At 63.4% G+C, this 14908-nt stretch carries 15 protein-coding genes; 4 read left to right on the top strand and 11 right to left on the bottom strand.

The window, feature by feature from the left end; genetic code table 11:
• Positions 1–68: 68 nt before the first annotated feature.
• Positions 69–1406 carry a DUF6600 domain-containing protein gene (locus AB4136_RS07700; RefSeq protein ID WP_024924507.1) on the bottom strand — a complete coding sequence of 446 codons (1338 nt, stop codon included), beginning with the start codon at positions 1404–1406 and terminating at the stop codon, positions 69–71.
• A gap of 296 nt (positions 1407–1702) precedes the next feature.
• On the opposite strand from AB4136_RS07700, the gene AB4136_RS07695 reads away from it, so the two are divergent.
• Positions 1703–3502: an NAD(P)/FAD-dependent oxidoreductase gene (locus AB4136_RS07695; protein ID WP_024924506.1), complete on the top strand. Its 1800-nt coding sequence runs from the start codon at positions 1703–1705 to the stop codon at positions 3500–3502.
• A gap of 71 nt (positions 3503–3573) precedes the next feature.
• On the opposite strand, the gene AB4136_RS07690 is transcribed toward AB4136_RS07695, so the two are convergent.
• Genes AB4136_RS07690 through AB4136_RS07675 form a run of 4 tightly spaced genes read right to left on the bottom strand, consistent with a single transcriptional unit; the run spans position 3574 to position 5512 of the window.
• Positions 3574–4032 (bottom strand): GNAT family N-acetyltransferase, encoded by a 459-nt coding sequence (locus AB4136_RS07690; RefSeq protein WP_024924505.1) that lies wholly within the window; start codon positions 4030–4032, stop codon positions 3574–3576.
• Positions 4029–4598: a GNAT family N-acetyltransferase gene (locus AB4136_RS07685; RefSeq protein ID WP_024924504.1), complete on the bottom strand. Its 570-nt coding sequence runs from the start codon at positions 4596–4598 to the stop codon at positions 4029–4031. Before AB4136_RS07685 ends, AB4136_RS07690 begins: the two co-directional genes overlap by 4 nt.
• Before the next feature lie 36 nt (positions 4599–4634).
• Positions 4635–4943 carry a hypothetical protein gene (locus AB4136_RS07680; protein WP_024924503.1) on the bottom strand — a complete coding sequence of 103 codons (309 nt, stop codon included), beginning with the start codon at positions 4941–4943 and terminating at the stop codon, positions 4635–4637.
• 2 nt (positions 4944–4945) lie between these two features.
• Positions 4946–5512, bottom strand: coding sequence for a helix-turn-helix domain-containing protein (locus AB4136_RS07675; protein WP_024924502.1), 567 nt, complete (start codon positions 5510–5512; stop codon positions 4946–4948).
• Positions 5513–5669: 157 nt separating this feature from the next.
• On the opposite strand from AB4136_RS07675, the gene AB4136_RS07670 reads away from it, so the two are divergent.
• A complete protein-coding gene (locus AB4136_RS07670) occupies positions 5670–7496 on the top strand; it encodes a helicase HerA domain-containing protein (RefSeq protein WP_137900527.1) in 1827 nt (608 codons plus the stop codon).
• A gap of 74 nt (positions 7497–7570) precedes the next feature.
• On the opposite strand, the gene AB4136_RS07665 is transcribed toward AB4136_RS07670, so the two are convergent.
• Complete coding sequence (locus AB4136_RS07665; protein WP_024924500.1) at positions 7571–8362, bottom strand: GGDEF domain-containing protein; 792 nt, start codon at positions 8360–8362, stop codon at positions 7571–7573.
• A gap of 103 nt (positions 8363–8465) precedes the next feature.
• Entirely contained in the window at positions 8466–9431 is a 966-nt protein-coding gene (miaA, locus tag AB4136_RS07660) for a tRNA (adenosine(37)-N6)-dimethylallyltransferase MiaA (protein WP_024924499.1), read from the bottom strand.
• Between miaA and serB the strand changes: the two genes are divergently transcribed.
• Together serB and AB4136_RS07650 are read left to right on the top strand one after the other, a co-directional pair.
• Complete coding sequence (gene serB / locus AB4136_RS07655) at positions 9430–10317, top strand: phosphoserine phosphatase SerB (protein WP_024924498.1); 888 nt, start codon at positions 9430–9432, stop codon at positions 10315–10317. The two genes, miaA and serB, sit on opposite strands and share 2 nt — an antisense overlap.
• The gene (locus AB4136_RS07650) at positions 10314–10886 is read left to right on the top strand and encodes a GNAT family N-acetyltransferase (RefSeq protein ID WP_024924497.1); all 573 of its coding nucleotides are present in this window, start codon (positions 10314–10316) and stop codon (positions 10884–10886) included. Before serB ends, AB4136_RS07650 begins: the two co-directional genes overlap by 4 nt.
• Positions 10887–10933: 47 nt before the next feature.
• On the opposite strand, the gene AB4136_RS07645 is transcribed toward AB4136_RS07650, so the two are convergent.
• The 4 genes from AB4136_RS07645 to hflK all read right to left on the bottom strand — a co-directional run bounded on the left by AB4136_RS07645 (position 10934) and on the right by hflK (position 14766).
• Entirely contained in the window at positions 10934–12439 is a 1506-nt protein-coding gene (locus AB4136_RS07645) for a DegQ family serine endoprotease (RefSeq protein WP_024924496.1), read from the bottom strand.
• A 129-nt stretch (positions 12440–12568) separates the two neighbouring features.
• Positions 12569–12754, bottom strand: a complete 186-nt coding sequence (locus AB4136_RS07640; RefSeq protein ID WP_024924495.1) for a DUF2065 domain-containing protein — start codon at positions 12752–12754, stop codon at positions 12569–12571.
• Positions 12755–12757: 3 nt separating this feature from the next.
• Positions 12758–13672: a protease modulator HflC gene (gene hflC / locus AB4136_RS07635; protein ID WP_024924494.1), complete on the bottom strand. Its 915-nt coding sequence runs from the start codon at positions 13670–13672 to the stop codon at positions 12758–12760.
• Entirely contained in the window at positions 13672–14766 is a 1095-nt protein-coding gene (hflK, locus tag AB4136_RS07630; protein ID WP_024924493.1) for an FtsH protease activity modulator HflK, read from the bottom strand. The genes hflC and hflK overlap by 1 nt, the downstream gene beginning before the upstream one ends.
• Between the last annotated feature and the right edge of the window lie 142 nt (positions 14767–14908).

Genomic DNA, 14908 nt, shown 5'->3' with positions numbered 1-14908 from the left:
CATTCGCCGCGACCTTGCCCTGAGGTGGTCGCGGCGAGGCATCTGGCAGTCCCTGACCGCAGCAGCGCTCAGCCGTGCGGCTTGCAGCGCGGATCGTGCGGATCGCATTTCACCGGCTTGCGCGCTGCCGGCGGCGGCTTATGCGGCGCGGCCTGTGGCCGGTGCGGCGCATTCACGCGCGCCATCTGGTGCTGAGGCACTGGTTTCGCCGCCGCGTGGTGCGGTGGCCGGCCATTGCCTTGTGCGACCGCCGCGTTCGCGCGGTGGCGCTGCGCAACCGCCGGACTTGGCGGTGTCGGCTTGTGCGGTAGGTTGTGTACTTGCACTGACTGCTGCACCGTCTTCTTCTTGACGATGTTGGCCTTGGCTGCAGGCGATCCGGAGCTTGCCTGTGCTGCAGGTGGCAACGGCTTCCTGAGCGGAAGCTGTGCAACCCCGGCCGGCGCGTTTCCTAAGGGTTTCGACGGCACCACCGGTTGCGCGGTTACCGCTGGTTTGCCGGCAGTCGCGCCGTTTGGTTTCGTCGGCACAGCCGCGTTCGGCGCCACGGGAGCGACACCAGCAGGCGCCGTGGCAGGCTTGCCGGGTACAGGCAAAGGCTGTCCTGGTTGCAGTGATGCTGCCCTCCGCTTGACCTCGCCGGCCTTCGACGCATCCAGCTTGCCCGGTGCGAACGAACCCCTGGCCGGCGGCACGATGTTCGCGGCCCTCACAGCCGCCACGACCGGCCTTGGCAACGCCGCCAACGCCGGCCCGGCGTTGATGGGCACGGTCCGGTTCTCCACCTGCACGGTGGAGTTGTTGTAGATGTTGTTCACCACCACGCGCTGCTCGATGATGGTGGTGTTGCGCACGATGGTCACATTGTTTTCGACAGGGCGCAGCGCCGGCAGGATTTCGACGGCACCGATCGCCGCCACCGGCACGAAGGACCACCACACGTCGCGGAACACCACGCGTTCCTCCGGCGGCGGTGCCGGCACCCAGCCGACATAGTCCGTGCTCTGGCGCCAGACCACCCAAGCCGGCGCCCATTCGTCGCCCGCGATCCAGATCCAACCCAGATCGTCGTCATAGGCCCAGCGGCCGTAGTGGAAGACGACAGGGCCGAAAGGCTCGCTGGATTCCCAATACCAGCCGTCGTCGGTCCACACCCAACGCCCCACCGTGTATGGCCGCCATGCGACCGCGACGGAAGGCACCCAAACCTCGCCATAGCGGCGCGAGATTTGCCAGACGCCGTATTCAGTAAGCCGCTCGCGCACCGCCATTGAGACAGTGGCCGCCTGCGCCGGCTGAAAGGCGGGCAACGTCAGCGGTGTGCCGACCATACCGCCAAAAGCAAGAATAAGGGCTAGTGCCGCCCCTCTCCCGCGGCGGCTTATCGCAAGAATCTTCGCGTTCATGACACATGCTCCAGTTTTGTGCCCTTCTGCGAAACCTCCCCTGCGAGCGTCCCCTAAACGCTGGTTGAGATATCGGTGCGAGCATGGTCCCGAAGCGAGGCGGCGGCATTGCGGCGCGCCTCATCACGTTCTCGCGAGGACGCCGTTGTCTGGCGCGACGCGCGATAAATCCTTGAAAACGCGCCAAACTATGGTGGGGCGTGACGAATGGCGCCGTCTCTGCCGATACTTTCCCGACCAGCCGGCAGCTCCGGCGGAGCCACACCGATCATCATGATTCCATGGGAGGAACCCACATGCTCGACAAGGCGCCCAACGCAAAGCTCGCCAAGTTGCTGGCTGATTTTGGTACCGCACTGGCAGCAGGCGACATCGAAAAAGCAGTCTCCTTCTTCCAGGACGATTGCTACTGGCGCGATCTCGTCGCCTTCACCTGGAACATCAAGACGCTGGAGGGTCGCGACCAGATCAGGACGATGCTGAAGAGCCAGCTTGGCGCCATCAAACCCTCCAATTTCGCGATCGCCGAGGGCGAAGATGCCGCGGAAAACGAGGGGCTGCTGGAGGGCTGGATCACCTTCGAGACCGAAGCTGCGCGCGGCTACGGCCACATCCGGGTTAAGGACGGCAAGATCTGGACCTTGCTCACCACCATGGCCGAGTTGAAGGGACATGAGGAGAAAGCCGGCTTCACCCGGCCGCTCGGCGCCAAGCATGGTCAAGGCAGGAACCGGCCGAGCTGGAAGGAAGAGCGCGAGAAGGAGGTGGCCGAACTCGGCTTCACCACGCAGCCACACACCCTCATCATCGGCGGCGGCCAGGGCGGCATCGCGCTGGGCGCACGGCTGAGGCAGCTCGGCGTGCCCACCATCATCGTGGAGCGCAATGAACGGCCAGGCGATTCCTGGCGCAAGCGCTACAAGTCGCTCTGCCTGCACGACCCGGTCTGGTATGACCACCTGCCCTACATCGATTTTCCGAAGAACTGGCCGGTCTTTTCGCCCAAGGACAAGATCGGCGACTGGCTGGAAATGTACACCAAGGTGATGGAGCTGAATTACTGGTCATCCACCGAGGCCAAAAGCGCCGTCTATGACGACAAGAAGAAGGAATGGGCTGTCACGGTGCGGCGCGACGGCAAGGATATCGTGCTGAGACCGAAGCAACTGGTGCTCGCCACCGGCATGTCGGGCCGCGCCAATCTGCCGAAATACAAGGGCATGGAGACGTTCAAGGGCGATCAGCACCATTCCTCAAGGCACCCGGGCCCCGACAGATATACCGGCAAGAAAGCGGTCGTCATCGGCTCCAACAACTCGGCCCACGACATCTGCGCGGCCCTTTGGGAGAACGGCGTCGATGTCACCATGGTGCAGCGCTCGACCACCCATATCGTGAAATCCGATACGCTGATGGATGTCGGGCTCGGCCCGCTCTATTCCGAACAGGCGGTGGCCAATGGCGTCACCACCGCCAAGGCCGACCTGATCTTCGCCTCGGTGCCGTACAAGATCCTGCACGAGTTCCAGATCCCGCTCTACCAGCAGATGAAGGAACGAGACGCGGCCTTCTACCAAGGCCTGGAAAAGGCGGGGTTCATGCTGGATTGGGGCGACGACGGCTCCGGCCTCTTCATGAAGTATCTGCGGCGTGGCTCGGGCTACTACATCGACATCGGCGCCTCGCAGCTGATCATCGATGGCGAGATCAAGTTGAAACGCGGCCAGGTAAAGGAAATCAAGGACCATTCCGTCCTGCTCGAAGACGGCACCGAACTGCCGGCCGACGTCATCGTCTATGCCACAGGCTATGGCTCGATGAACGGCTGGGCGGCGGAACTGATCAGCCAGGACGTGGCCGACAAGGTCGGCAAATGCTGGGGTCTAGGCTCCAGCACCACCAAGGACCCAGGCCCGTGGGAAGGCGAACAGCGCAACATGTGGAAGCCGACACAGCAGGAAGCGCTGTGGTTCCACGGCGGCAACCTGCACCAGTCGCGCCATTATTCGCAATTCCTGTCGCTGCAATTGAAGGCTCGCCAAGCCGGCATCCCGACGCCGGTCTACGGCCTTCAGGATGTGCATCACAAGGGTTAGGCGGTGGGCGGCCGGGCCGGCACGTTGGGCCGGTCCGGCTTCGGTGTTCCCACGGATGCGATGCGGGCGAACTAGGCCAGCCGCTTTTCCATAAAGACGCTGAGCGGATCGGGGCGATAATCGCCGAACGGCCCGCGCCGTACGAAACCGCTGCGGTCATAGAGGCCGAGCGCCTCGTGATTGTCGACCCCGGTCTCCAGACGGAGTAGGCCGATGCCTGCCTCCAGCGCCTTGCCTTCGAGATCGGCGAGCAGCGCCTTGGACAGCCCCTTACCGCGTACCGCCGGCACAACCCACATGCGCTTCAGTTCCGCCCAATCGTCATTCAGCGCCAGCGCGCCCGTTGCCACGGCGATGCCGCCAGCGTCCCGCGCAACCACGAAGCGCACATTGTTGGCCCGCAGGCTCTCGATGGACAGGAAATGATTGCTTTCCGCGGGATAGAGCGACGCCCCATAGCGCTCGCCGTCCTCCAGCAGGGCGATGATGTCCGGTTTGGCCGGATCTTCGAGTGCGATCGCGAATGTCATTGAGCGAAATCCTTCAAGGCGTTTGCGATTATCGGCGTTTGTCCGGCCGAACCTATGCGTTTCCAGAACAGAAGCGTGCCGGTCAGACCACCATGTGGCTTCAAGGCGTAGTCCGGGATTTCGCCGGCCAGGATGAAGCCAAGCTTCGCGTATAGGGCGGCGGCCCCTCCGTCTTCGGCCGTATCGAGAACCAGCAGTGTGCGGCCACACCGCACGGCCAGCTCTTCGACGGCCAGCATCAGCCGGGTGGCGACGCCCCTGCCCCGATGGCTCGTCCGGGTCATCAGCTTGGCGATTTCCGCCCGATGCGGCTGGTTGGGCGGCAGGCTGAGCAGCAGCGTGACCGTACCGATCAAATCGTCGCCTTCGAAGGCGCCAAGCACCACCCGCTCGCCCCGCGCCGCCGCCGCAAGCGAATCATCCCAGAACGCGATGGCCGCATCCAGCGGCAGCGGATGCATGAAACTCACCGATCCGCCGGCCGCGACGGTCTCGACCAGGATTTCGGCCAGCGCCCGCAATGTCTCGAACGAGCGGACAAGGGGTCTGATTTCGATGGAACTCATCTTTTGTCTTCTCGCTGATGGGAAGAGCCAAAACGCTCAATCGAAATGGCTAAAGCCGCGGCGCTTGCGCGACCGTTTGATTTCATCGACGCGGGTGCCGTCGTCGGCGCTGAGGTGGTGGCCGCGCTCCAGCAATTCCAGCGTGTATTCCTCATAAGTCAGCCCGACCGCTTCCGCCTTGGCCAGTCTGAACAACGCGATGTCGCGCGATTTCGGCTTCCATGCCGCCTTGTGGGCGCTCCGCCAATGCATGAAACGGTGCGGGTCGCCCTTGCCCCAGGCCGGCCCCTTGTAGTCATCGAGCGGCGGCCCACCATTGTGGTTTCGCTTCGGCAAGCGCGGCATGGTCAGGTCCTGATAAGTGCGGTGATGTAGCGGGCCGGCTCCGGACCGGGCGCGAAGAAACTGCAATCGGCCGGCGCGCCGAGCGCCAGGCAATCGCCCGGCTCCAGATAATGCACCACCTCGCCTTCGGTGAAGTCGAGCCGCCCTGCCATCAGCCAGATCTGCTGGCGGATGAAGGCATAGGAAGCAGCAGGCAGGTTGACGCGCGCGCCGGCCGGCAATTCGACCTGCACGAGTTCCATCGGCATATCAGTCTGCGGCGACAGATGGCGGCGCACATAGCCAGTGCCGGGGTCGCGCCATTCAGGCTGGTCTTTGCGCCGGGCAACACCGCCGCCCTGCAATTCGGCACGGGCGATGAGGCTGGACAGTGTCATCTCGAAAGCCGTGGCGATGCGCACCAGGATCGGTGCGGTCGGGCTCGTCGAAGCACGCTCGATGGTGCTGAGCATCGCCTTGGACACCCCGGAACGCTCGGCAAGCTCTGCCAGTGACCAGTTCCGCAGCGTCCGTTCGGCGCGGATGCGATCGGCGATCCTTGCCGAAAGATCATTCGATATATCAGACATTTGTCCAACATATCATATGAAGCATGAACTGGAAGGGACTTTTGCCGGATTGTTCAAATTGTCGCGCCGCCCTTAACCGCTGCTAAACCATCCCCTCACACGCGACTTTAACCGAACCATATTAGAGTTCGCTGAGGTAGTGGGGATCCCCTCGTTGATGTTTGTCGAACGTGCAGTCTCCGGCGGCGAGCCGGTATCGCAGGAGCGACGCGACGCCGCTCAGACTGACAAGCGCATCCTCGGCCATGTCGTCCGCTGCGACGGCGCCCGCGCCACCATCAGCGCTTTCGCTGACGGCGAAGATGGTTCCGCCGGTGGCCAATGGGCTGTCGGCAAGATGATCTCCATCAATCTGGGCAACAGCCGCACGGTCGGTCTGGTCTATGCGATCGCCAAGGCCGATCTTGCCTGGAACGCCGAAGGCCTGAACCCGATCGAGGTCAGCGTCGAACTGGTCGGCGAGGTGCGCGATGGTTTCGAGCCCGGCGCCAAACCGTTCTTTGACCGTGGTATCACCATATACCCGCATATCGGCGCGGTTGCCCACCGCATCCGCAGCCGCGATCTCGAGGCCGTCTACGACCTCGCCGGCCGTCCTTCGGTGGCCATCGGCACACTGTCGCAGGACGAGGCGATCGCGGCCAGGATTGCCGTCGACGACACGTTGACCCGGCATTTCGCCGTGGTCGGCACCACTGGTGTCGGCAAGTCGACAGCCGTTTCGCTGCTGCTGCGCAAGGCGATCGCGGCGCGGCCTGACCTGCGCGTACTGATCCTTGATCCGCACAATGAATTCGCCTCTTCGCTGAAGGACCAGTGCGTCAAGATCGACGCTTCGACGCTCGATCTGCCCTTCTGGATGTTCCGCCTCGAGGAATTCGCCGAAGTGCTGTTCCGTGGTCGCGAGGCACCGCCCGAGGAGGTCGACATTCTGCGCGATCTCATTCCGGTGGTGAAGCATCTCTACCGCACCGGCAACGGTGTCGCCTATGTGCGCCGCGGCGCCGACACCATGACCGCCGACACACCGGTCCCCTACCGGATCGCCGATCTGGTGAAGCAGATCGATGACCGCATGGGCCTGCTCGAAAGCAAGGCCGAGCGGCCGGCACTGAAGTCGCTCAAATTGCGTATCGAATCGGCCGTCGCAGACCCGCGCTACCGCTTCATGTTCAATTCACGCCTGATCGAGGACACCATCCACGAAACGGTCGGCAACATCTTCCGCGTGCCGCATCACGGCCGGCCGGTAACCTGTTTCGAAATGGCGGGCCTGCCGTCCGAGGTCGTCAACTCGGTCTGTTCGGTTCTCGCGCGGCTGGCCTTCGATCTCGCGCTGTGGAGCGAGGGGCGGCTCAGGCTGCTGCTTTTGTGCGAAGAAGCGCATCGCTACATGCCGGCCGATCCGCGCCTCGGCTTCGCGCCGACCCGACACGCACTGTCGCGCATCGCCAAGGAAGGCCGCAAATATGGCTGCTATCTCGGCGTCGTCACGCAGCGCCCGGGCGAGCTCGACCCGACCATCCTGTCGCAATGCTCGACCTTCTTCGCCATGCGCCTGTCCAACGAACAGGACCAGGCGATCATCCGTTCAGCCATTGCCGACTCCTCCGCCTCCAGCCTTGCTTTCCTGTCCTCGATGGGACAGCGCGAGGCAATCGCCTTCGGTGAGGGCGTCGCCACCACCATGCGGCTGAAGTTCGAGAAGCTGGATCGCAGCCTGATTCCCGGCACAGCCAAACACTCCATGGAAGCACCTTCCGGTGACGGCGAGGTCGATCTCGTCGGCATCGTCGAAAAACTGCGCAACGTACCGAAGCCACAGCCGGCGATGAATTTCTCCGAAATGGCCGACGCCACACGCCAGCCCGGCGACCCGGACTACCGGCAGCCGGCCGCGCCGCGCCCGCCGCATGACGACGATTTCGACACGCGTTACGGGCTGAAGCCGATGACGTTCGGCCTCAAACCCCTGAACGATTGAACCGACGGAGCGAGCCCAGCCTGGCCGGCTCGTTCGCCATTTCAAAATTCAACTGAATTGACGCTCTGCCCGGCCTAAGCACACACGCGGTTACGGCCTTGGCGCTTGGCCTCGTAGAGCTGCTTGTCGGCGCGGCGGTAGAAGGCCTCGGCCGTCTCGGAATGGTCCCAAACCGCCAGCCCGACGCTGGTGGTGACCTTCAGCCGCACATTGCCGTTGACGATGGCCAGATTGGCGACGCCCTTGCGGATGCGCTCGGCGAAACGCGTCAGTAGTTCCGCGTCCATATTCGGGGTCACAATGCCGAACTCCTCGCCGCCCAGCCGAGCCACGACATCGTGGTAGCGGGTCATGCCCTTGAGGCAGCCGGCGACCGAGCGCAGCACTTCGTCGCCGATATCGTGGCCATGGGTATCGTTGACGCTCTTGAAATGGTCGAGATCGAGGATCATCAGCCCGACCGGCTTGCCGATGCGATGGAATTCCGCGATGTATTCGCGCAGCGCGTCGTCGAAAAACCGCCGGTTCTGCATGCCTGTCAGCGCATCTGTCAGCGCCGCCTGCTCAAGTGTCTCGGAACGGGCGCTCAGCGTCGCCGTCATCGCCCGCAACTTTCCCTCCTCGCGCACCTGATCGCGGATCAGCGGGTAGATGAAGAACACGCCAAAGAAGAAGGCGGTGGCCAAAAGCACGCCGATGGCAAACAGCAGCGTGCCGATATATGCGACGCTGTCCAACGCCGCGCCATCGCCGATCTGGGCCGTCGCGGTCTCCACCACGCCGTGGGCATGCAACGTCACCATGCCGGCGGCGACGATGACAAAGATAAAGACGAAGAAGGCGTGTTCCGCCTTGTGAAAATGCATCTGCACCCAGCCTACTGCAACGCCGGATGGTTATGGCACGGATAGGCTTACGCCGCAGTTAACTTGAACAAGCCTTGAAAAAGCAGCGTTAATACTGAGAATTCTATCGATTTCTCTTTTCGATCGACATGCGAATGATGGTCGCCATGTCTTCGCCCGGCGACAATCTTCGCCATTCCTCGCCGAACTGGTTGCGAAACCAGGTGGATTGCCGCTTTGCGTATTGCCGGGTGGCGATCTTGGCCATTTCCATCGCCTTTTCGGCTTCCATCTCGCCCGCCAGCACGGACTGAAGCTCACGCACGCCGATTGCCTTGACGGCCGGCAGCGCCGGGTCGAGATGGAGCGCCAGGATCTGGCGTACCTCCTCCATGGCACCCTGGTCGATCATCGCGTCGAATCGTCGGTTGATGCGTTGGGTCAAGGCATCCCGGTCTGGTTCGATGACGAAGAAATGCGCGCTGGCGCGATCGATCAACGGGCGACCACGCTCGGCCTGCCACGAACGGATCGAACGGCCCGACGCATCCAGAACTTCCAGCGCCCTGGCGATGCGCTGACCATCGCTCGGTCGCAACAACATGGCCGTGGCCGAATCCCTGTGCATCAGTTCGCGGTGCAGCCGTGGCGCGCCGCGCTCGACCAGTTCGTGACGCCAGCGGTCGCGGATATGCGCCGGGATATCCGGCATCGCTGAAATGCCTTCGGCCAGCGCCCTGAAATAAAGCCCGGTGCCGCCGACGAAGACCGGAGGGCGACCGGCCAGCGCGCCTTCGTCGATCAGCCGTTCGACGTCCCGCAACCAGGCGCCGGTCGAATAGGCGGTCGAAGGGTGGACATGGCCGTAAAGGAAATGCGGAACCCGGGCGAGATCCGCCGGCGCAGGCCGCGCTGTCAGCACGTTGAGGATCGAATAACCCTGCATAGAATCGGTGTTGACGATGACACCGCCGAAGCGCTCGGCCACCTCCAGCGCCAGCGCCGACTTGCCGCTGGCAGTCGGGCCGGCTATCAGGACCGCATCCTTCACGCGGCCTTCGTCGGCCACCTCCCGCAGGGTCTCCTCCATGCCGCTCGTCGCCACGCTCGTCTCCAATCCAGCCGGCGGCGCACTCACGCCGGCCCTAGCGAATAAAGCCTCGCAGGCGGTCGGCGCAAGCGCGACGCGTTGGTTGGGCGAGACGATCGCCTGCGATCTCGTCCTGCCGTCAGGCGCCGACAGCCGGGAGACCGCAGCCGCGCTCGCTACCGCGCTCGGTTCCAACCCCGTTGACTTCGCCATCCAGGACGAAGCGACGCGACGCAAGAAAATCCTAATCGCCGACATGGATTCGACCATGATCGACCAGGAATGCATCGACGAACTCGCCGACGAAGTCGGACTGAAGGAACGGGTGGCGGCGATCACCGCCCGTTCGATGAATGGCGAGATTGCCTTTGAACCAGCATTGCGCGAGCGCGTCGCGCTTCTGAAGGATCTCGACACCGCGGTGGTCGACCGCATCATCGCCAATCGGCTCACACTGGCTTCCGGAGGCCGCGCTTTGGTGCAGACGATGCGCAAGGCCGGTGCCCATACCGCGCTGGTCTCGGGCGGCTTCGACGTCTTCACCAGCCGTATCGCCACGATGCTAGGTTTCCATGAAAACCGCGCCAACCGCCTGGTCGAGCGCGACGGTCGCTTCACCGGCGAGGTGGCGGAGCCGATCCTCGGCCGCGCCGCCAAGGCGGATGCGCTCATCGACATCGCCGCCAGGCTCGGCCTCACGCCGGCGGATGCCGTCGCCGTTGGTGACGGCGCCAACGACCTCGACATGATCCAGCTGTCGGGCATGGGTGTCGCGCTGCATGCCAAGCCTTCGGTGGCCGCCCAGGCCAGAGTGCGCATCGACCATGGCGACCTGACCGCCCTGCTCTATCTGCAAGGTTACAGGCAGGAAGATTTCGCCACATGATCCCGATCCGTACGGAAAGACTGATCTTGCGCAACTGGGAAGAGCGCGACCGGTCCCTCTTCCATCTCATCAATTCCGATAAGCAGGTGATGGAGTTCTTTCCGTTCCGGCGCGATCGCGCGCAGTCCGACGCCAAGATGGACGAGTTGCGCGCCTGGATCGACAGCCACGGCTACGGTTTTGCACCAGTGGAGGTAGCCGCGACCGGCGAATGCATCGGCTTCGTCGGCCTCTATGATGCCGACTATCTTCCCGCCCTGCCGAAGGGTTCTGTCGAAATCGGCTGGCGCCTTGCGCCGGAGTTCTGGGGCCATGGCTACGTTGCCGAGGCCGCACGCGCATGGCTCGCCTTCGGCTTCGAGACGCTTGGTCTGGACGAAATCGTTTCCTTCGCCGTACGCGAGAACCGCCGCTCGACTGCTGTCATGGAACGTATCGGCATGACGGCAGACCCGTCGCGCGATTTTGACCACCCGCTGGTTCCTGAAGAATACACGCGTCTGCGCCCGCACGCTTTTTACAGTCTGAAGCGCCAGGGTTGGGAAAAACAGAAAAGGGCGGCCCGCTAGCCGCCCTTTCTTCTTTTTAAGTCAACCCGTTGCGCCGTTTTCCGGAATCAATCCATCCGGATCGTGACGAAACGCAGTTCGCCGGTCTTGGACGCCAGCATCAGAAGCGCGTTCTTGCGGCCTTGCTGTTTCAGTGCCGCGATGCGGTCCATGACGTCCTTGGGTTTCGAGACCGATTCCTGCGCGATCTCGGTGATCACTTCGCCCGGCTGGATGCCGCGTTCGGAGGCGGCCGAATCCTTGGCGACATCGGTGATGACCACGCCCGATACATCAGCAGCAATGCCGAACTTGCTACGCGTCTCGTCGTTCAACTCGCCGATCGACATGCCGAGCACCGAGGCAGCCGCCACCGGCGCGCCCTTGCTGTCGCTGGGTTTGCTCTCGTCGGCGGAGGCGAGTTTCTCGCCATCCTCCAACCGGCCGAGCGTGACCTTCACCGTCTGCTCCTTGCCCTTGCGCACGATCACCACGTCGACCGCCTTGCCGACCGGGCTCTCGGCGACCACGCGCGGCAGGTCGCGCGTTTCAGCGATATCCTTGCCGTCGAACTTGGTGATGACGTCGCCGGCCTGAATGGTGCCGTTGTCAACCGGACCGCCCTTGATGATGCCGGCCACCAAAGCGCCCTTGGGTTCCTTCATGCCGAGGCTCTCGGCGATGTCACTGGTCACCGGCTGAATGCGTACGCCGAGCCAGCCGCGGCGCGTTTCGCCGAATTGGCGCAGCTGCTCGACCACGCCGGCGGCAAGTTGCGCGGGGATGGAGAAGCCGATGCCGATCGAGCCACCCGAAGGTGAGATTATGGCGGTGTTGATGCCGATGACTTCGCCGTTCATGTTGAACAGCGGACCGCCCGAATTGCCGCGGTTGATGGCGGCGTCGGTCTGGATGAAATCGTCATATGGGCCGGAATTGATGTCGCGGTTGCGCGCCGAGACGATACCCAGCGTCACCGTACCGCCGAGGCCGAACGGATTGCCGATCGCCATCACCCAGTCGCCGATGCGCATCTTGTTGGAATCGCCGAACTTCACTGCCGTCAACTTGTGGCCCTTGGGGTCCACCTTCAGCACGGCGATGTCGGTCTTGGTGTCGGTGCCGATGAGCTTTGCCTTCAGCGTGACGCCGTCGGAGAAATTCACCTCGATGTCGTCGGCGTCGGCAATGACGTGGTTGTTGGTCACCACGATGCCTTCATTGGCGTCGATGACGAAGCCGGAGCCCAGCGACTGCACCTTCTGCGAGCCGCCTTTGTTGCCCCCCTTGTCCTTGAAGAAATCGTTGAAGAAATCCTGGAAAGGCGACCCTTCCGGCAACTGCGGCATCGGTACGGCGCCCGGTCCTTCGCTGCCCTTGACAATCTGCGACGTAGAAATGTTGACGACCGCGCCGAGCAGGCCTTCCGCGAGGTCGGCCACTGAGGCCGGCCCGTTGGCGTACGACTGCGGCTGTGCGGCCGCGAACGAGACGGCTGACGTACCGACGACCAGCGCCGCCGTGGCGGCGACAAGCGTCTTCCTTGCCGCGCTGAGGATGGAATAGGATTTCATCAGGGCCTCCCGGCAAGTCAGCAACAGCGTCTGGCGCGACGCGATGTCAGTGTTAAAAGAAATAAGGCACGTTTGCGGCCGTTACCACCCGCGGCGAACAAATCCCTAGCCCGCAGGATGGCGTATTTGTCAGCCGCGCACCAGCCAGACGACACCGACGCCGACGGCGATCACCATCAGACCGGCGATACGCAGCGCGCCCTCCGGCATGCCGAGCATCTCGCCGGCCAGCCGTTTGGCCAGACGTGGAAAACCGCCATAGATCAGGCCCTCGGCAACGAGGACCAGACCCATGGCGGCTAGAAAGTCCTGCACGAATTATTGCGCAGGCTTAGCGGGAGCGGCCGGAGCCGCCTTGCCGGCTGGATCGCGGAAGTAGCGGAAGAACTCCGAATTCGGCGAAAGCAGCATTGTGGTGCCGGCGCCATCCAGCGCCGTTCCGTAGGCATTCATCGAGCGATAGAAGTCGAAGAAGGCCGGATCGCGATTGTAGGCGTTGGCGAAGGTCGCACTGCGTTGGGCATCGCCCTCACCGCGCAGGATTTCCGACTCCTTGTTCGCTTCGGCGACGATTTCGATCACCTCACGGTCGGCACGGGCCTTGATGCGCTGTGCCGCTTCGTTGCCGCGCGCCCTTAGCCTTTCAGCCTCGGCAAGACGCTCGGCCTTCATGCGGTCATAGGTCTGCTGCGAGACCTCGGCCGTCAGGTCGGTGCGACGAATGCGGACGTCGTCGATCTCCAGCCCCAGCGACGTCGCGTCGGGACGGAGTTGATCGCGCACCTCAAGCATCATCGTGCCGCGCTCTTCGGATAGGGCGGCCTCGAAGGCGCGCTGGCCGTAGACACGACGCAACGCTGCGTCCAGACGGGTCTTGAGCCGCTGTTCGGCAAGCTCGATCTGACCAGACACCGCCGAACGGAAGACGCGCGGGTTGGAGATGCGGTAGGCGATGAAGGCGTCGACCTCGTAGAACTTGCCGCCCGAGACCTGGACACGGATGTTGTCCAGATCGAAGCGCAGCACGCGTTTTTCGATCATCTGCACGGTGTCGGCGTCGAACATAGCGAACGGCGCCTTGAAATAGATGCCGGGCTCGGTCTTGACGTCGACGATCTCGCCGAAGCGCAGCACGATCGCCTGTTGGCGGGCGTTGACCACGAACACCGAGGAATAGAGCAGGAACAGGATGATGGCGACCGCCACCACGATGGCTGGGAGACGATTGGCCATTAGCGGTTCCCTCCCGAAGCCTGCGGCTGCAATGCCGGCAACGGCAGATAGGGAACAACCCCCTGACCGTTGCTGCCCGGCTCGACGATCACCTTGCTGGAATCCTTCAGCACCTTCTCCATCGTCTCCAGATACATGCGCTGGCGCGTCACTTCCGGCGCCTTGGCGTATTCGTCATAGACGGAGATGAAGCGCTGTGCCTCACCCTCCGCTTCCTGCGTGACACGGTTCTTGTAGGCGGCAGCCTCTTCACGAACCTGCGCAGCCTGACCACGCGCGGCACCGAGCTTCTGGTTGGAATACTGGTTCGCCTCTTCGACGAAGCGGTCCTCGTCCTGTTCGGCGCGCTGCACTTCGTCGAAAGCATCGGCCACTTCGCGTGGCGGCGCTGCATCTTCGATGGAGACGGCGTTGATGGTCAGACCGGCCTTGTAGCTGTCCAGCGTCGCCTGGATGTTTTCGCGCACGGCGGTCGCGATGCCCTGGCGGTCATCGCGGAAAATATCCTGCGCCGGACGCCGGCCGACGGCTTCGCGCATCGCGCTCTCGGCCACCTGCTTCAGCATCTCGTCGGGATCGGCGACATCGAACAGATAGGTGCGTGGGTCAGCCACCTGATAGGCGACGGAGAACTGCACGTTGACGATGTTCTGGTCGCCCGACAGCATCAGGCCCGATGTGTTGCCGCTGCGGGCGCCGCCACCGATATTGACCAGCTGTTCGGAAATCTTGGCGGTCTCGACCGTCTCGACCGGCCACCAGTGGAAATGCAGACCAGGTTCGGAAAGCTGGGCCTTCGGCTTGCCGAAGCGCAGCTCGACCGCAACCTCGTCGGGCTGCACGGTATAGACGGCCTTGAACAGCCAGCCTGCGATCAGCACCAGTGCGATCAGCAGATAAAGAGCCGGGCTGCCGCCACCGGGCAGCACGTTGCGCAGCCTGTCCTGGCCACGGCGGATGATGTCTTCGAGATCGGGGGGCGAGCCCTGTGGACCGCCGGGACCGCGCGGTCCCTGCCCCCATGGGCCCTGGTTGTTACCGCCGCCGCCTCCCCAGGGGCCGCCTCCGCCGCCACTTTTGTCGTTCCAGGGCATGAATGTCCTTTCGCTGGAATCCCTCATGCGCCGAAAGTCGGCGCAAATCCGTACTGTCCTTCTATAGGGATGCCATGACGCGCTTTCAACGCGTCGGGGTCCCAAGCCACTCTTCTTCCATCCGCTTCGACCGCGACGCTTT

It is taken from the genome of Mesorhizobium sp. 2RAF21, assembly GCF_052115345.1.
Lineage (GTDB): Bacteria > Pseudomonadota > Alphaproteobacteria > Rhizobiales > Rhizobiaceae > Mesorhizobium > Mesorhizobium terrae.
The sequence above is the reverse complement of the archived record's forward strand: the minus strand, read 5'-3'. Positions and strand labels throughout refer to the sequence as shown.

Coding starts and splice junctions, on each gene's coding strand:
- AB4136_RS07700 (WP_024924507.1), bottom strand. CDS start 1,406: ATGAACGCGAAGATTCTTGCGATAAGCCGCCGCGGGAGAGGGGCGGCA.
- AB4136_RS07695 (WP_024924506.1), top strand. CDS start 1,703: ATGCTCGACAAGGCGCCCAACGCAAAGCTCGCCAAGTTGCTGGCTGAT.
- AB4136_RS07690 (WP_024924505.1), bottom strand. CDS start 4,032: ATGACATTCGCGATCGCACTCGAAGATCCGGCCAAACCGGACATCATC.
- AB4136_RS07685 (WP_024924504.1), bottom strand. CDS start 4,598: ATGAGTTCCATCGAAATCAGACCCCTTGTCCGCTCGTTCGAGACATTG.
- AB4136_RS07680 (WP_024924503.1), bottom strand. CDS start 4,943: ATGCCGCGCTTGCCGAAGCGAAACCACAATGGTGGGCCGCCGCTCGAT.
- AB4136_RS07675 (WP_024924502.1), bottom strand. CDS start 5,512: ATGTCTGATATATCGAATGATCTTTCGGCAAGGATCGCCGATCGCATC.
- AB4136_RS07670 (WP_137900527.1), top strand. CDS start 5,670: ATGTTTGTCGAACGTGCAGTCTCCGGCGGCGAGCCGGTATCGCAGGAG.
- AB4136_RS07665 (WP_024924500.1), bottom strand. CDS start 8,362: ATGCATTTTCACAAGGCGGAACACGCCTTCTTCGTCTTTATCTTTGTC.
- serB (WP_024924498.1), top strand. CDS start 9,430: ATGCCGCTCGTCGCCACGCTCGTCTCCAATCCAGCCGGCGGCGCACTC.
- miaA (WP_024924499.1), bottom strand. CDS start 9,431: ATGGAGGAGACCCTGCGGGAGGTGGCCGACGAAGGCCGCGTGAAGGAT.
- AB4136_RS07650 (WP_024924497.1), top strand. CDS start 10,314: ATGATCCCGATCCGTACGGAAAGACTGATCTTGCGCAACTGGGAAGAG.
- AB4136_RS07645 (WP_024924496.1), bottom strand. CDS start 12,439: ATGAAATCCTATTCCATCCTCAGCGCGGCAAGGAAGACGCTTGTCGCC.
- hflC (WP_024924494.1), bottom strand. CDS start 13,672: ATGGCCAATCGTCTCCCAGCCATCGTGGTGGCGGTCGCCATCATCCTG.
- hflK (WP_024924493.1), bottom strand. CDS start 14,766: ATGCCCTGGAACGACAAAAGTGGCGGCGGAGGCGGCCCCTGGGGAGGC.